The sequence below is a fragment of the Olivibacter ginsenosidimutans genome (genome assembly GCF_039542865.1).
GTDB lineage: Bacteria > Bacteroidota > Bacteroidia > Sphingobacteriales > Sphingobacteriaceae > Olivibacter > Olivibacter ginsenosidimutans.
In genome coordinates this window covers 348171-364754 of record NZ_BAABIQ010000003.1, presented here as the reverse complement: position 1 = coordinate 364754, position 16584 = coordinate 348171, and the positions used below count along the sequence as shown (strand labels likewise).

The window sequence follows — 16584 nt, the reverse complement described above, 5'->3', positions numbered from 1 at the left end:
TTAGCTTTAGGCAATAGGCTATAAGCAATAGGCTTTAGGCGACGGTATGGTATTTTTTATCGGATTGTCACAAATCAGGTTCATATTGTGATATTTTTATTTTAATTTTGCGGACTATATTCAAGAAACATTAAAAAAATACCGAATGGGGCTATTTAATTGGTTTACTCAAGAAGTTGCCATAGATTTAGGTACGGCAAACACCCTGATTATTCATAATGATAAAGTAGTTGTAGATGAGCCCAGCATTGTGGCTTTTGATCGAACAACCAATAAAGTGATTGCCATTGGGAGACAAGCCATGCAAATGGAAGGAAAGACCCATGATAATATTCGAACCGTTAGACCATTAAAAGATGGTGTTATAGCTGATTTCAATGCCGCTGAATATATGATTAGAGGCATGATAAAAATGATCAATAATGGTAAGGGGTGGTTTTTCCCATCGCTCCGGATGGTGATCTGTATTCCATCCGGTATTACCGAGGTTGAAAAACGCGCCGTACGGGATTCTGCAGAAATAGCTGGTGCTAAAGAGGTATACCTCATTCATGAACCCATGGCTGCAGCCGTTGGTATTGGCATTGATGTAGAAGAGCCTATGGGGAATATGATTATCGATATTGGCGGAGGAACTACAGAAATTGCAGTCATTGCGTTATCGGGCATTGTATGTGATCAATCTATTCGGGTTGCAGGGGATAACTTTGACTCAGATATTGTCCAGTATATCCGCCGTCAACATAACATCATGATTGGTGAGCGTACCGCAGAAAAAATAAAGATCGAGGTTGGTGCCGCATTACCCGAATTACAAGATCCACCTGCCGATTTTGCTGTTCAGGGCCGCGACTTGATGACAGGGGTTCCTAAGCAAATCACCGTTTCGTATACCGAGATCGCACACTGTTTAGATAAATCCATTTCCAAAATTGAAGAAGCAATCTTGAAAGCTTTAGAAATTACACCGCCTGAATTATCGGCAGATATTTACCAAACAGGTATATATTTAACCGGCGGTGGTGCGCTACTACGTGGATTGGACAAGCGCGTTCAAGCAAAAACCAAACTACCTGTACATGTGGCGGAAGACCCACTGAGAGCAGTTGTAAGAGGCACTGGCATCGCGTTAAAAAATATAGGCGGTTATAAATTTTTGATGCAATAGTATGAAGTATATGGTGTACGAGTTTCATCATTTTATTGCACCATATCATCATAAATACTCAAATGCCCTATGCGTAATCTATGGATATTCATTAGTAAGTATAATAACTTCTTTTTGTTTATCCTGTTTTTTAGTGCAGCGATTGCCTTAACGGTTAGAAACAACAGTTTTCAACGGGCTAGCACCGTAAATTCATCCAATGCTTTTGTTGGATCAATCTATCAGCAAGTAGATGATTTTACACAGTATCTAAATCTTAAGCAAACCAATAAATACCTTTCTGAAGAAAATGCTTATTTAAGAAGCCAATTAAAGACGTCGAAATACAACAAACTGGTGGAACAAGATTCCGTCTTAGATTCACTTGGTCAGACGCAATATACCTATATCGTAGCACGTGTGATCAGTAATAGTATTCACCAGAAAAACAACTATTTGACTATCAACAGAGGAAGCGAAGAAGGGATAAAAAAAGGCATGGGAGTTATTTCTTCTCATGGTATTGTCGGAATCATATTGAATGTATCACCTCATTTCGCCACTATCCAATCACTGTTACATGCCGATACCCGTATAAGTGCTAGTTTAGCGAACAGTAACGCTTTTGGATCTTTAGTATGGGGAACAGAAAATTACGACTCGCAAAAGGCCATCTTGAAAGATATTCCCAATCACATTAAAGTGAAGCCCGGCGAAGAAGTAATTACCTCTGGCTATTCGCTATTCCCACCCGGAATTTCCATTGGTAAAGTCATTAAAACAGGAAAGAGCGGAGATAGTTTCCTAGACATCGAAGTAAAATTAAATAATGATTTTAATACCCTTCAGTATGTCTATGTTATCCATGATCGGTTTTCAAATGAAAAGCAACAACTTGAAAAAGATACAGTAATCAATGAGTAGGGTTCTATTGACAAATGTAATCAGATTCGTCGTATTGATCACGATGCAGGTATTCCTATTTAAAAATATGGGATATTACAACTTGGCTACTCCCTACCCTTATATCCTTTTTCTACTCATGCTCCCTTTAGGGATGCCTAATTGGTTATTATTTGTGATTTCCTTTTTTACAGGATTAACCGTTGATGCATTTTATGACACCTTGGGGATAAATGCCGCCGCATGTGTTGCATTCGCCGCTTTACGCATTACGTTTATTAATCTTACCGTACAATTAGACAATCACGAGACTTTTGCTACTCCCAGTGTGAGTGAAATGTCTTTTCGGTGGTTTTTTATTTACAGTCTGGTGCTATCATTTACCCACCATTTTGTCTTAATATTGTTGGAAGCCTTTACATTCAGCAACTTTCACTATACGATCATTCGTGTTCTTTTAAGTTGTATATTTACATTACTTTTGATATTGCTTTTTTCTTTACTGTTTTATCAAAAAAGTAGACGTTAATTTATCTCTAATCGTATTTAAATGCATTAAAGCCATCAGTATTTAATGAATAATAGCTTTTTTGAAAGAAAATATATCGTTCAGGGCATCTTTATCATCGCCGCTTTTCTATTGACTTGTCGACTTTTTTATTTGCAAATTATCGATGACTCTTACTTACTATCTGCCAAATCCAATGTATTAAGAAGAGTAACCGTTTATCCCGCAAGAGGCGTCATTTTAGATCGCAACGGTAAAATTTTAGTTCAAAATGAACCGGTGTATGATTTAATGGTAATTCCAAGGGAAGTGAAGCCTTTTGATACATTAGCCTTATGCCAGTTGATCGATATCGACAAAGAAGGATTTGATAAACGATTTCAAAAAGCCGTTAATTTTTCTCCTTATCGGGCTTCTATTTTCGAAAAACAATTGTCTGCAGAAACCTATGCTCGTTTACAGGAAAAACTCTATCAATTTCGCGGCTTTTACGTTCAAAACAGAACGGTAAGAAGTTACCCCGATTCTATTGCTGCTCAATTTTTAGGCTATATTAACGAGGTTACTGATCGGGATATTGAACGTTCCAATAATTTTTATAGCCCAGGGGATTATATTGGTGTCAGCGGCGTTGAAAGGGCCTATGAAGAACTCCTGCGCGGCCAAAGAGGAGTGCAAAACTTGATGGTCGACGCCTTCAACCGTCCAAAAGGACATTTTATGGATGGCAGATACGATACGTTGGCTGTTGCGGGAGAAGGCTTAGTTTCCTCTCTTGACCGTGATCTACAAAAACTAGCTGAAAAACTCATGAAAAATAAACGGGGGTCCGTTGTTGCCATTGAACCCTCCAGCGGAGAAATATTGGCTTTCTCCAGCACACCTAGTTATGATCCCAATATGATGGTTGGGAGAGAACGTGGAAATAACTATATGAAGTTATTGAATGACCCAAACAAACCCATGTTTATTCGTCCTATACAGGCACAATATCCACCTGGATCTGTATTTAAGGTTGTAAGTGCACTTGTTGCCCAACAAGCAGGACTAATCGATGAACATACACGATATAACTGCCCTGGTGGATATAGTTACGGAGGTGGTCGAGGTTTTATGCGCTGTACACATGTGCATGGAACCATTGATTTACCTGCTGCCATCCAAGGTTCTTGCAATACCTATTTTGGTAATGTTTATGCTCGAATGTTAGATCAGCGAAAAATGAAACCTGCTAAGGCTTACGCCTTATGGAGAGAAGCCGTTATGAAGTTTGGTATTAACCAAGAGCTTGGCGTTGACTTACCTAATGAGAAAAAGGGGCTCCTGCCAACTGCAGATTTTTATACTAAGCGTTATGGAAATGATAAATGGACTTCTGCATACAATATCTCCAATTCTATTGGACAAGGTGAAGTAGAAATCACCACCCTTCAAATGGCCAATATCATGGCCATTGTTGCCAATCATGGTTACTATTACCGCCCTCACCTCATTAAGTCTATTGGTGAAAAAAAAGTAGTTAAAAAAGAATATGCTGAAAAGATATCGGTAGACATTGACGAAAAATACTTTGAACCGGTAATTGAAGGAATGAGCAGGGTGGTGCGATATAACGCAAACATGCGTATTCCAGGGATTGAAATGTGTGGAAAAACTGGTACAGCCCAAAATCCACATGGAAAAAACCACTCGGTATTCTTCGCATTCGCTCCTAGGGTAAATCCTAAAATTGCTATTGCTGTGTTTGTAGAAAACGTGGGTTATGGTGCAACCTATGCTGCACCAATTGCCAGCATGATGGTCGAGCAATACTTAAAAGACACCATCAGCATGCCTAAGGGAGTCCAAGAACGGGTAATTAACGAAAGTAATCTTATTGAGCCGGAAGTTCCAAAGAAGCCGGTTGAACAGACGATTAGTAAACGTACGGATAATAGGCGATCAACAGAAACACCAACAAGGGGTTCTTCAAATCAGGCAGCAATGCTTACGAATAAACGGTCGTTAATTGAACAGAAACAGGTACAAGTCCGATAATCAACAATATGCATCAAACACGAAAAATATATGGCGGATCAGTTGATTGGATAACCGTATTTATCTGGGTAGCCTTATGTATCATCGGTTGGCTTAATATTCGAGCTGCTGTATTTGATCCTCAACATGCTAGTTTGGTAAGTCTTAGTACCAATTATGGTAAGCAATTTATTTACATCGTGGTATGTACACTAGTAGCATGCGCACTGATGATCATTGACGGAAAATTTTACAATTATATATCCCCTGTTCTCTATGGTATTACCCTAATTTTATTAGTCATCGTACTATTAGTGGGAAGAAATGTAGGTGGTAATCAGGCTTGGATACCTTTAGGCAGTTTTCGTTTGCAACCGTCAGAATTTGCAAAACTAGGTTCCTGTTTATTATTAGCACGATACCTTAGTTCACACAGCAATAAAACACCTAACACGAAAACCTTGCTGTTTGGTATACTCATTTTATTAGTACCTGTTGTACTCATCATGCTCCAGCCAGACACAGGTTCTGCACTTACCTTTTTTGCACTTACCCTTGTGTTTTATAGAGAAGGTTATGTTACAGGGCAATTTTTAGCGTTCGCCTTTATTTGTATCATTCTGTTTATTTTAACGCTGTTGTTTTCACAGTGGTATATCATTGGCATACTTGCTATATTATGTATTTTAGGCGCATTTTTATTCAAAAGGAGCCGTAAAGCCGTTCCGTCTGCTATCGTCATCTTTGTCGTCACTTCTCTCTTTGTATTATCAGTTGATTTCGCCTATAATCATATTCTACAAACCCACCAACGCAATAGAATTGATGTAATATTAGGAAAAATAAATGATCCTCGAGGACAGGGATATAACTTGAATCAATCCAAAATTGCCATTGGTTCAGGCCAGCTTTTTGGAAAAGGTTATTTACAAGGCACACAAACCAAATACAACTTTGTACCTGAACAAAGTACCGACTTTATCTTTTGTACAGTTGGCGAAGAATGGGGATTTGTGGGATCTATGGTGGTTATATTATTGTATGTTGGGTTATTACTGCGCATCACACAATTGGCAGAACGGCAACGATCATCTTTTGCCAGAATTTATGGTTACGGCGTTGCCTCTATTTTCTTTTTTCACTTTTTTATCAATATCGGGATGACTATTGGCATTGTACCTGTTATCGGTATACCCTTACCTTTTTTGAGCTATGGGGGGTCTTCATTACTTAGTTTTACCATGTTGCTCTTTATCCTCCTAAAATTTGATGCCCATAGAAAAGGGGTTGTCTAAAAAGCCCCTCATATTACCGTGAATCAAGCGTGATTTTTTTTATTCACCTCATTGTGCGAAACATAGCGTCGTCGAATCGTCATCCCGAGCGTAGCCGAGGGATCTTATCCTTGAACAGATCTCTCCACTGTGGTCAAGATGACGGGGACTCCATTCCATTTTCATTTCGATCGAAATGACATAAGTTAGGTGGATAAAAGACGACTTTGTGGCGATTATGCAAATCGTTGCCTTAGGATAGCATATAACTTGTCTACCGTTGCTTGCTTACTTTCCCAATTGTTCTTTTTAGCATAATTATTTTGCAGAAAAGCATCCGCGTCTTTAAAATTATCATATCTACTCAATAACTCAATCGCTTCCGTATAAGCTAAGCTATAGCCATTAAACAAATCTTTAATAAATAGAAGTTTGTCATTCAAACTAACAGCCGACTTAATATCTGTAATACGCTTCGTACCAATCGGTGCATTTTGGTTCGCAAAATTGTGTCCACCTATCGTTGAAGTAGGTTGAGCGGTTACTGGCTTTTGTTGCTCTTGTTTACGTTGCGCAGAAAAGAGTTCATTTAAAGTCATTGGCCGTTTAGGTTCTTCTTGGGCCTTCACTCCTTCACTTTTCTCCTCATCTACAGGGATAACAACCGATCGTTCTTCCTCGACAACTTGTTTTAAATCCCCATCTTTTTCCTCCACTATCGGAAATTCCTCTTTTTCTTCTTTAACATCAATCGGATTTTCTTCTAAGGTTTCCCTTGATGTATTTCCTTCGGATTGCTGTTCAGTATCCTCTTCAGACTGCCGTTCGGTATCTTCATCTTTTTCATCCTTAGTGCTCAACTCCTCCTGTCCCAATGCTTCAGCATTCGAATCCTTATCCGCTAGCTCTTGTGCTTTTTCCGATGCCGGTGTTGTATCGGTATTACTGAATGCCTCTTTCTCCGAATAGCGATACGCATCGGAAGAACCATGGTCATCTTCTTTTTTATCTTCTTCCGGTTCTTCGTCTTTTTCTGGCAGTTCATCTTTAGCCTCAACGGCATCTTCATCTTTATTGGTTGGATAATCCAAACTTTTTTCCTCAGCTGCCTGTTCCCTTTGTTCCTCTTCTTTTTTGTCGCGCTTATCTTCTAACCTAAACTCTTCTGCCTTTTCTTCTACATGGGCGGTAGCCGGCGTAAAATAAGTCTCTTTAATCTCTTGTTGATCTACATTTCCCAGAACGGCAGCCTCTTCCTCTTTGTGCTCATTGGTATCTTCTGTTGCCTTTTGCTCGGTTTCTACCTGTTGCACCTTATCCTTTTCAACTGCACTAGTTTCTACAGAAGTTAACTTCTTCAGAATAGTTACGTGCCCCATGAGATACGTAATATTCGCATCAAGTAACTCCAAATGAATGCCATACCGTTCGGTTGGATTTTCCTCTAAAAACTCATATTGATCTGTTAATTCCTTTAAAAGGCTTCCAATCTTTTCAAAAATACGCTCTTGTGTCACCATAATATATATAACCGCTTAATTCCTTATTTGTTAGAAGAATGTTTAGTCAAACTTAGCTAATTTTAAGCGGATAGGCAAAAATAAATACCGATATTAGCATCCCTTTATAAGGAAATTAAACAATCAAAGAATAAAGAAAATGCTGTTTAGCGAGCACAATATGATTAATAGACGTGGGCCTCAGGGTAGTATTGAGGTTATCTGCGGATCTATGTTTTCAGGTAAAACAGAAGAACTCATTCGTCGATTGAAACGGGCGCAGATTGCTAAACTTCAGGTAGAAATATTTAAACCTATTGTTGATACCCGATATGCGAATGCGGAAGTCGTGTCGCATGATATGAACAGTATCCCTTCTACTGCCGTGGAAACGTCTACAACAATTCTTTTATTAGGCACTCAAGCCCAAGTTGTTGGAATAGATGAGGCACAGTTTTTTGATGATCATTTACCAGAAGTGTGTAATACCTTAGCCAATAAGGGGATACGTGTAATTGTTGCAGGATTAGATATGGACTTTAAAGGTAGACCCTTTGGACCTGTTCCAGATTTGATGGCAATTGCAGAACACGTGACTAAAGTGCATGCCGTCTGCGTGTGCTGCGGTGCACCGGCTACCTATTCCTATCGAAAAACAGCCGTTGAAAACAAGGTATTGATTGGCGAAAAAGAGAGCTATGAACCCCGATGCCGAAATTGTTATTACCAGCTTCTGGTCTAATGAAAACTTTAACGTAAGTTTAATATAAAAAATCAATTCGCTCCATAATCGTTCGCTATATTTGTTTCGTTAAACACATCAGCATCCTTCTCATATTTAGGTTTATAATTGGTTAAGCAAAGGTTATCTGCCCAACAGATAGCCTTTTATTTTTGCGGTAACTGTTCAAGATTCAGTAGCGGCTTATTGGCTGTAGAAAATCTTTTCACCGAAGTTCCTATGGGTGTATAATGACTAAAAAAACCAAAATTATGTAGGAAAAATTTCTCCTTTTCATTTCCTCCACTGTAATCTAAACGATATCCTTTTCGTGCGGTATTATCCGCAGAAAATTTAGCTTCCCGAATTTCATAATAATTCCCTTCTTTATCAATTACCCATTGATTCCCAAAATAGACTTTACGTTCCAAGATTCCTTGCTTTGGCGAAAAGTTTTCCAGAAAGGAATGAAATCCATGTAACCAACTGTTCGTCTGCGGTCTGCTAAAACTAGCAATTAACTTCCATTTGCCAATCTCCGGTGCAAAGAACCATGCCGTATAATTTGTGTATTGGTTTGCAACAGGTTCACCTTTTAGTAAAAACTTATAGGTATGACCTGCTTTCCAATTAAAGCGCCAATAACTTTGCCCACCAGATCCTTCACCACCAAATTCGCCACCGTGTACATCTTCACCTTTTTTTAGTAACTTAATGCGATGATCTTCCGGAATTTCGTTAGGATTATCGGTCTGAAAAGGACTCCATACCGAGAATAATATTCTTCTTTCAGTTGCCGTATTTACCTGCATACCAAAATAGCCACCTTCAAAGCCATTGGCCATAAAATAGGATCCGATAATATCATTTTCTTTGGGAACAGTAACTTCGTTATAATAGTATGCAATATCCTTTCCTTCTGGAGTTTGATAATTCAAATGTGTAGAAGGGCCTCTTCTACCCCAGTAAAAAAAATTGCCTTCATTATCTTTGACAAAATGAGTTTGCGCGCTTACAGCAGAACCAGCAATTGCAATAGCAGTAAGTTTACTTAAATGAATTTCCTTTTTTGCCTGTAAATTAATCGCTATATAACCTGTATCCCGAATGTCCCAGTCACCAAGATAAATTACTTCTTGATGTTTTGGACTTATGTCAATCTGCTGTTGCTTGCCAGATACCTGCACCGTTAATATTCCCGGACCATCTACACGTGCCTTGAGCCAAAGTGCTAAGGATCCTTTTTTAGCTAAACGGACATACGTTACAAATGCTTTTGACGGATCATTCCATGTTGGGATGCCATGAGTACCAACCACATCCCTATCCGCATCAACCGCAGCTACTTGCCACGTATTGCCTCCTATAGGTACATCAATCGCATCATTGGGGATAGCCTTTTCCTGTGCCAATGTACTGCCACCTATACTGAAAATTAAACTCAGCAATAATAAAAAAATCTTGTGTTGCATACTGTTAACGCTTAAACTTTCTTCCATAAATACATTCCTATGGAAATTGAAAAGCAAGCTACAGGAAAAAAAAGAGGAATTAAAATCGCTCAGGCAATCAACCGTTTGCGTAACATATTAAGCTACAAAAAAATTTATTTTTTAAGTACATAATGATCCGCCAATTCACCGGTTATTTTATCCCCATTCATGTCCAGCTGAGTCAATGTGTTTTCTCCAACAAAATATTTGCTCGGCGCATCCTTCATATCGTTCAATTCAATAGTACTACCATCTATCCATGTAAATGATCCTTTTTGTTCAGACGATTGACCATCTCCTTTTCCTAAATAAGTGGTTTTTAGGATATATGTACTATCTGGTTTTAACGTCACTTCTGTTGAAATACCTTCACAATCTGCACAAGGGGTTATACCTTTGTATGTTCCCTCAATATCTAATGAATTTTGCGCATTATGCATATCAGAGGTGTCAGAAGTGGCATCAATAGGTATGTACTCTTCTGTTGTATCAGCCGCTTCTGTAGCATTGCTTTTACTTGCTGTTTGAGGATTTTGATTGCAACTCCATAGTAAAGAAGCTGCTACAATAACTACTAAAAATCTTTCAGCTATCATTTTTGCTATTTTTAATGGAAAAATAGCAAAAGCGATACCAAGTTTGATGCGTGGATTGTAGTTATGAGCCGCCAACGCGTAACCATTAGATGAATAACTCGAAAACAGCATGGATTACAAGTTATTGAAAAATAGAAGGCCCAGCACTTGGGAATGCGGGGCCCTCAAATAATCAACCTAAACCTTAACTAAGGTTAGACAAGAACTATGCCATTTCAACCTTCCTGTTTATCTTTTTTCACTTTCCAATGACCATGAGACTTTTCCGGTGCTTTTTTACCTGCAAAACGCTCTTTCTTCTACTGTTCATATGCTGTCTTCTGTTCAGCATTTAGGATACTATTGATTTGCTCGTCCTGTTCTTTCATCACTTCGCGCTCTTTTGCTATACGTTCCTTACGCTCAATGTCCCTTTTTTTAATATTTTCTACATTGATGGCATATACTTTTGCTTTTTGCTCATCTGTTAATGACAGTTTATCTGCCAGCACAGCAGTCATTTTTTCCGCTCTTTTTTCTGGACTGTACCCATGTGCTTTTTTATCAGCTGTTTGTTGCGCAAAGGCCATAGTACTTAATCCAATAAATAATATGGCTCCTGAAAAAATCTTTTTCATAATGTTCCTTTTAATTTTACTTTAATCGATAACTGTACAACACCGTTATCCTTCGTTTGGTAGTATAGAATGTCCTTTACCAAAATAGTTTAATCGCCTACTTGTTAAGAATTGTTAAAAAACACCCTATAGCAATTAATCGATCTTTACAGGTTAAAAAACACTTCTTTCTATACCATTTCGTTTATTCTATCATGATAAAGTTTACACATTTACAGTATAAAACTATTTCAATTTGCAATGAAAGAGAATACATTGTTTTATTAACTAAACAAAAATATTAGGCAGCTCTAAAAATAATTCCATAAATTTGCAAACAAAAAGCGGGTACACGATAAAAATCCCTTGTCCCAAAATATGTGGGTGTCTAAAACATACATCGTCGTCATTCTTCATCGCAATGACACGTTTTTCAACAAAAGTACCTTTTAGACATCTTCACCATACGGATAGGGAAAATCTGTTGTGTAACGCCAACATAGCAACATTAAAGGTGTCAACATTGAATCACGAGGAAAAATCATTACAAGAAGTACATCATAGCGTTGAAATAGGAGACAAACCTTCTACCTTCAAAAAAATAATTAGTTTTTTTGGACCAGCATACCTCATAAGCGTTGGGTATATGGATCCTGGCAATTGGGCGACCGATTTAGCCGGTGGCAGCCAATTTGGATATACCTTAATATGGGTATTGTTAATGAGTAACTTGATGGCATTAATTCTACAAAGTCTTTCTGCACGTTTAGGTATCGTTTGGGGAAAGGATTTAGCCCAGTGTAACCGAGAAACCTATCCAAAAGGAATGAATTTTATTCTATATATTTTGGCCGAAATAGCCATTGCTGCCTGCGATCTGGCAGAAGTACTTGGAATGGCCATTGGCTTGAACTTATTGTTTGGCATTGATTTGTTATGGGGCGTAGCGATCAGCTTTTTAGACACTTTCCTTTTGCTTTACCTTCAAAAATTAGGGATGCGTAAAATGGAAATGTTTATTATTGGCCTTATATCCATGATTGGCATGTGTTTTTTAACCGAAATGTTCTTAGCTAAGCCGGCAATAACTGGTATATTACAAGGATTCATTCCTTCTATACCAAACCAAGCAGCGCTTTATATCAGTATTGGGATCATTGGAGCGACCGTTATGCCCCATAATTTATACCTGCATTCGGCTTTGGTACAAACGCGAAAGATCAACCGCGATGAATATTCTATACGAAAAGCACTAAAATACAATTTTTGGGATAGCGCTATCGCGTTAAATTTGGCTTTTTTTGTAAATGCTGCCATTCTAATTCTTGCTGCGGCCGTTTTTCATGAAAATGGTATGAACGACGTTGCTGAGCTTCAAGATGCCCATCAGCTACTCGCCCCCACGCTAGGTAGTGAGTGGGCGCCACGCTTATTTGCAATAGCATTAATTTTAGCTGGACAAAGTTCGACAGTTACCGGAACCCTAGCTGGCCAAATCGTTATGGAAGGGTACCTCCGCTTACGTATTAGTCCGGCACTACGGAGGATGTTAACACGCTTACTTGCTATCGTACCTGCTATTTTAGTTATATATATAGCCGGCGACGATGAGGTGGGGCCATTACTTGTATTTAGTCAGGTACTCTTAAGCATGCAACTCGCGTTTGCCGTTATCCCTTTGATTCATTTTGTTAGCGACAAAAAGCGAATGGGAGTCTTCGCTATTTCCCTGCCGTTGAAAATTACAGCCTGGACAATCGCTGCGGTTATCTCGATCCTAAACTTCCAATTAGTATACGAAGAAATTAGGAATTGGATCCACCAATTTGATAATATATGGTTAACCACTGCACTCATTGCTGGTGGATTGGGTTTATTGGTATTGCTATTGCTAACCGTTATTCATCCATTGATAAAAAGAAAAAAGAAGGTTAACATGGAAGTACACCCCCCTTTTTCTCCGTCATTGTTATCCAGTTCGGATGCACCTGCTTTCCATCAGATAGCCATCGCGTTAGATTATTCCCCTTCTGATAAGCAGGTGGTAAGTTATGCGTTAAAACTCGCACAACCTGACACTCGTTTTATATTGATACACGTCGTCGAAAGTGCATCTTCACGCATGATGGAAGAAGATACCGATGATTATGAAAAAAGACACGATGAAGAACGTATGGCTAAATACTTGACAATTTTCAAAGAAAAGGGACATGATGCTATCTTTGAGGTAGGACATACGGGAAGGGTAAAGTTTATTGCCCAAATCTGCAAAGATTACCAAGCCGATTTATTGGTAGTAGGGAGCCATGGTCATAGAGGTATTAAAGATTTCATCTACGGTGAAACGGTAAATCGATTACGGCATCGGGTTAACATTCCCGTATTTATTGCCCAATAGTCAGCTGCCCATATACTGTCGTTTGCAAAATGAAAGTAAAAACGGTAATTTGCTTCAAAAAAGATCACTATGCGTTTAAAATACCTGATTCGCAATATCTTGTTGCTTTTGCTCATTATCTCGAATGTAAGTTGCGATCAAATCTCGAAGCAAATCGCCCGCAATAAGTTAACTGATCATCAAGAAGTAAATATTATTCCAAATCATTTTATCTTGACCAAAGTAGAAAATAGTGGCGCCTTCTTAAGTTTAGGAACGCATTTTCCAATGATGATACGATTTACCTTCTTGACCATCCTACCATGTCTTGTCCTAATTTTTGGTCTTTATTATTTGATTAAAAACCAGCATTTATCTTGGCCGTCTGCTACCGGCATCGCTTTTGCCGTTGGCGGTGGAATAGGCAATTTATACGATAGAATACGATATGGTTCTGTAACTGATTTTATGTATTTTCATTATTCATTTATAAAAACAGGTGTCTTTAACATGGCAGATGTGTCGGTTATGGTGGGTCGATTTTTAATCTTATTGAGTCGGAAATCATACCCTTCAATTCCATATGAAATTAAAAAATGATTGATAAGCTTGCATTAATTGAAATCCGTAATCAAAAAATCCTTTCTACCCGCAGCAAAGGTAAGGACACTTATTATCTTCCCGGAGGAAAACGGGAAATAGGTGAATCAGACACAGATGCTTTAACAAGAGAGATAAAAGAAGAGCTAAGTATTCTCTTAGATCCCTCTTCTCTTGCCTTTTATGGCGAATTTCAAGCACAGGCACATAGTCATCCAGAAGGGGTTATGGTAAATATGCGATGTTATAAAGCGTCTTATACCGGCACAATAAAAGCTGCTGCGGAAATAGAAGAAGTTGTTTGGCTAACGTATGCGGATAGGGTACGCGCGTCGGCAGTAGACCAGATTATTTTTAATCAATTAAAAGCCGAGGGTTTATTAGCCTAGTTTCCAGTATTGATACTATACTAGCCCGTTTACCATAAATAGGCACAAATATTGCATAAGCTGCTTAGCCGTTATTATTCAAAATAAAGCAATATGAATGTTAAACGAATTTTTGGTTCCGTTCTCACGATCTTGGGAATAGGTGGACTAATCTACACAGGTGCACAGGTTATGCAACACAGCACTCAGGTGCGTGAACTAATTGTGGTAGGTGTTATCAGTTTAATCTTTTTTTCATCCGGTATCTCTTTAGTTCGTAATACAAAAGATAAGGAATAAAGCTTTTTCATCAGGTATAGAGGAGAATCAGACTTATGAAATCTATGCTAACAACATTCACAGAAAATTTGCTTGTTCCCTTACAACACTACTGATTTTCAGAATTAAGAAATATGTGCAAAGTGCAGAAATAACCATTAATGCCTGTAACGATTAGTGGGTACGGTATTACTAAGCCGTTTTTAAGCAGGTGTTAAATACCATAAGCATGAAAAATTTTTAAGATCATCGGCCGGATTTTTTCTAACATACGGTCGAAACCTAAATCGTTAACCGACCACAACCTGCCTACGGATAGCATTGTTTGTTTTGGCGACAGCATTACGAAAGGCGATGGAACCACTACAAAAAACAGCTATCCCGGTTTTCTGTATCAATTATTAACGACAGCTACTGGTGAAAGAAAATAGCGCATGATGCGTGCTTTTTAAAGTCTCCAGGCCTTTGAGCTTGATCCCTTGAATTCTCAAACAGCGAATAAAAAACAACAAAGCCCCTCTAAACTTAATTAGAGAGGCTTTATGTGGTACCTGCTGGAATCGAACCAGCGACACAAGGATTTTCAGTCCTTTGCTCTACCAACTGAGCTAAGGTACCTCCTACGAACATTGACACGTTAATGTCTTTCGTTCGTTTTGGGATTGCAAATGTAGTGTCTTTTTTGAATACACCAAAGTTTTCTGAAAAAAAATATACGGTTTTAGCTGTACCCACGTCCATAAACCTGATTTACAGCTACAAAAATTTCCGAATACCTATTTATGATACCTTGACAATCCCATCGCAACCTTACCGTGCTTCAAATTAAATCCTTTCTAAATTTATTGCTATGCAAGCATAATAAATACTTTTGCTTAACTTCGTATAAAACCATGCATCATGATAAGCCAAATACTCTTTGCTGTTATTTTGTTCCTAGCTATCGCTTTGGCAACTCATAATGCTCGCAACATTATCGGTAATATCAAGCTGGGCCGTCCAATCGATAGGACTGATCATCCCAATAAGCGCTGGAAGATCATGTTAAAAGTGGCTTTTGGCCAAAGCAAAATGACCAAACGCCCTATAGCATTTATATTGCATTTATTGGTGTATGTTGGTTTTGTAATTATCAATATAGAACTACTGGAGATGGTGTTAGACGGCCTGATCGGAACGCATCGCCTATTTTCACCACTTGGTGCCTATTATAATTTCCTCATTGCTTGTTTTGAATGGTTAGCGCTTGGCGTTTTATTCGGCTGTCTCCTTTTTCTCATCCGAAGAAATATTATCCATATCAAACGCTTCTTTGGCACCGAAATGACCAGTTGGCCTAAAACAGATGCCAATCTTATTTTATTGGCTGAAATTGCGCTAATGACTGCTTTTTTATTCATGAACGCTGCGGACTATAAGATTCAAATATTACGTCAAGAACATCCTATTATTGGTGCATTTCCAATCAGCCGTCACCTGTTTTCCCTACTGCCTGCTCACTCAGCATCCCTACATCACATGGAACGGCTATGTTGGTGGTTCCATATTATTGGCGTACTGACTTTCTTAAACTATCTTCCATATTCTAAACATTTGCACATTATACTCGCCTTTCCGAATACGTATTTTTCAAATCTAAATCCCAAAGGACAATTGGCCAATATGCCCGCAATCACTCCAGAAGTTAAAGCCATGCTTGACCCATCATATGTACCATCAACTGGCATTGAGCAACCCTTACACTTTGGCGCAAAAGATGTACCGGACCTTACCTGGAAAAATTTATTAGACGCTTACACGTGTACTGAATGTGGCCGTTGTACTGCCGTTTGTCCGGCAAATCTAACGGGAAAACTACTTTCTCCACGTAAAATCATGATGGATACACGCGATAGAATGGTGGAAATAGGAAGACTAACGAAACAAAACGCCATTATAGATGACGATAAAACCTTACTAGGCCATTATATAACGAAGGAGGAAATCTGGGCGTGCACTACCTGTAATGCCTGTACAGAGGCCTGTCCGGTAACTATTAATCCCTTGGAAATCATTTTGGAATTAAGGCGATACTTAGCTATGGAAGAATCGCAAGTCCCCACAAGTATTCAAACCATGTTTGGGAATATAGAAAATAACGGGGCGCCTTGGAAATATGCGCAAGCAGACCGAGTTAACTGGAGGACGGAAACATAAATAAATAAAAG

Annotated in this window: 15 protein-coding genes and 1 tRNA gene; 11 read left to right on the top strand and 5 right to left on the bottom strand. The window is 38.6% G+C overall.

Translation table 11 applies throughout. The features are described from left to right. The first annotated feature begins 145 nt into the window (after positions 1-145). The 5 genes from ABD930_RS02850 to rodA all read left to right on the top strand — a co-directional run bounded on the left by ABD930_RS02850 (position 146) and on the right by rodA (position 5869). The gene (locus tag ABD930_RS02850) at positions 146-1168 is read left to right on the top strand and encodes a rod shape-determining protein (RefSeq protein ID WP_134090814.1); all 1023 of its coding nucleotides are present in this window, start codon (positions 146-148) and stop codon (positions 1166-1168) included. Between the two features lie 69 nt (positions 1169-1237). Next, complete coding sequence (gene mreC, locus ABD930_RS02845; RefSeq protein WP_345230180.1) at positions 1238-2071, top strand: rod shape-determining protein MreC; 834 nt, start codon at positions 1238-1240, stop codon at positions 2069-2071. A 67-nt stretch (positions 2072-2138) separates the two neighbouring features. Next, on the top strand, positions 2139-2579 hold the full coding sequence (locus tag ABD930_RS02840) for a rod shape-determining protein MreD (RefSeq protein WP_345230179.1): 441 nt from the start codon (positions 2139-2141) through the stop codon (positions 2577-2579). Positions 2580-2624: 45 nt separating this feature from the next. After that, positions 2625-4595 (top strand): penicillin-binding protein 2, encoded by a 1971-nt coding sequence (gene mrdA / locus ABD930_RS02835; protein ID WP_345230178.1) that lies wholly within the window; start codon positions 2625-2627, stop codon positions 4593-4595. 8 nt (positions 4596-4603) lie between these two features. Then, complete coding sequence (rodA, locus tag ABD930_RS02830; RefSeq protein ID WP_345230177.1) at positions 4604-5869, top strand: rod shape-determining protein RodA; 1266 nt, start codon at positions 4604-4606, stop codon at positions 5867-5869. Positions 5870-6084: 215 nt separating this feature from the next. Here rodA and ABD930_RS02825 read toward each other — a convergent pair whose 3' ends face one another. Next, complete coding sequence (locus ABD930_RS02825) at positions 6085-7368, bottom strand: putative sodium/potassium/calcium exchanger (RefSeq protein ID WP_345230176.1); 1284 nt, start codon at positions 7366-7368, stop codon at positions 6085-6087. A 160-nt stretch (positions 7369-7528) separates the two neighbouring features. On the opposite strand from ABD930_RS02825, the gene ABD930_RS02820 reads away from it, so the two are divergent. Continuing rightward, on the top strand, positions 7529-8089 hold the full coding sequence (locus tag ABD930_RS02820; protein WP_345230175.1) for a thymidine kinase: 561 nt from the start codon (positions 7529-7531) through the stop codon (positions 8087-8089). Positions 8090-8235: 146 nt separating this feature from the next. Here ABD930_RS02820 and ABD930_RS02815 read toward each other — a convergent pair whose 3' ends face one another. The 3 genes from ABD930_RS02815 to ABD930_RS02805 all read right to left on the bottom strand — a co-directional run bounded on the left by ABD930_RS02815 (position 8236) and on the right by ABD930_RS02805 (position 10774). Beyond that, positions 8236-9540 carry a DUF3472 domain-containing protein gene (locus ABD930_RS02815; protein ID WP_345230174.1) on the bottom strand — a complete coding sequence of 435 codons (1305 nt, stop codon included), beginning with the start codon at positions 9538-9540 and terminating at the stop codon, positions 8236-8238. 134 nt (positions 9541-9674) lie between these two features. Next, positions 9675-10268, bottom strand: a complete 594-nt coding sequence (locus ABD930_RS02810) for a copper resistance protein NlpE (RefSeq protein ID WP_345230173.1) — start codon at positions 10266-10268, stop codon at positions 9675-9677. A 188-nt stretch (positions 10269-10456) separates the two neighbouring features. Then, positions 10457-10774: a DUF4890 domain-containing protein gene (locus ABD930_RS02805; protein WP_345230172.1), complete on the bottom strand. Its 318-nt coding sequence runs from the start codon at positions 10772-10774 to the stop codon at positions 10457-10459. 502 nt (positions 10775-11276) lie between these two features. On the opposite strand from ABD930_RS02805, the gene ABD930_RS02800 reads away from it, so the two are divergent. From ABD930_RS02800 to ABD930_RS02785, 4 genes are all read left to right on the top strand, one after another. Further along, a complete protein-coding gene (locus tag ABD930_RS02800) occupies positions 11277-13151 on the top strand; it encodes an Nramp family divalent metal transporter (protein ID WP_345230171.1) in 1875 nt (624 codons plus the stop codon). A 69-nt stretch (positions 13152-13220) separates the two neighbouring features. After that, entirely contained in the window at positions 13221-13730 is a 510-nt protein-coding gene (gene lspA / locus ABD930_RS02795; RefSeq protein WP_345230170.1) for a signal peptidase II, read from the top strand. Next, the gene (locus ABD930_RS02790) at positions 13727-14119 is read left to right on the top strand and encodes an NUDIX hydrolase (protein WP_345230169.1); all 393 of its coding nucleotides are present in this window, start codon (positions 13727-13729) and stop codon (positions 14117-14119) included. Before lspA ends, ABD930_RS02790 begins: the two co-directional genes overlap by 4 nt. Positions 14120-14212: 93 nt before the next feature. Next, the gene (locus ABD930_RS02785; RefSeq protein WP_345230168.1) at positions 14213-14398 is read left to right on the top strand and encodes a hypothetical protein; all 186 of its coding nucleotides are present in this window, start codon (positions 14213-14215) and stop codon (positions 14396-14398) included. A gap of 524 nt (positions 14399-14922) precedes the next feature. On the opposite strand, the gene ABD930_RS02780 is transcribed toward ABD930_RS02785, so the two are convergent. Continuing rightward, positions 14923-14995 (bottom strand) — tRNA-Phe (locus ABD930_RS02780). Positions 14996-15277: 282 nt separating this feature from the next. On the opposite strand from ABD930_RS02780, the gene ABD930_RS02775 reads away from it, so the two are divergent. Next, positions 15278-16573: a 4Fe-4S dicluster domain-containing protein gene (locus tag ABD930_RS02775; protein WP_345230167.1), complete on the top strand. Its 1296-nt coding sequence runs from the start codon at positions 15278-15280 to the stop codon at positions 16571-16573. The last annotated feature ends 11 nt before the right edge of the window (positions 16574-16584 follow it).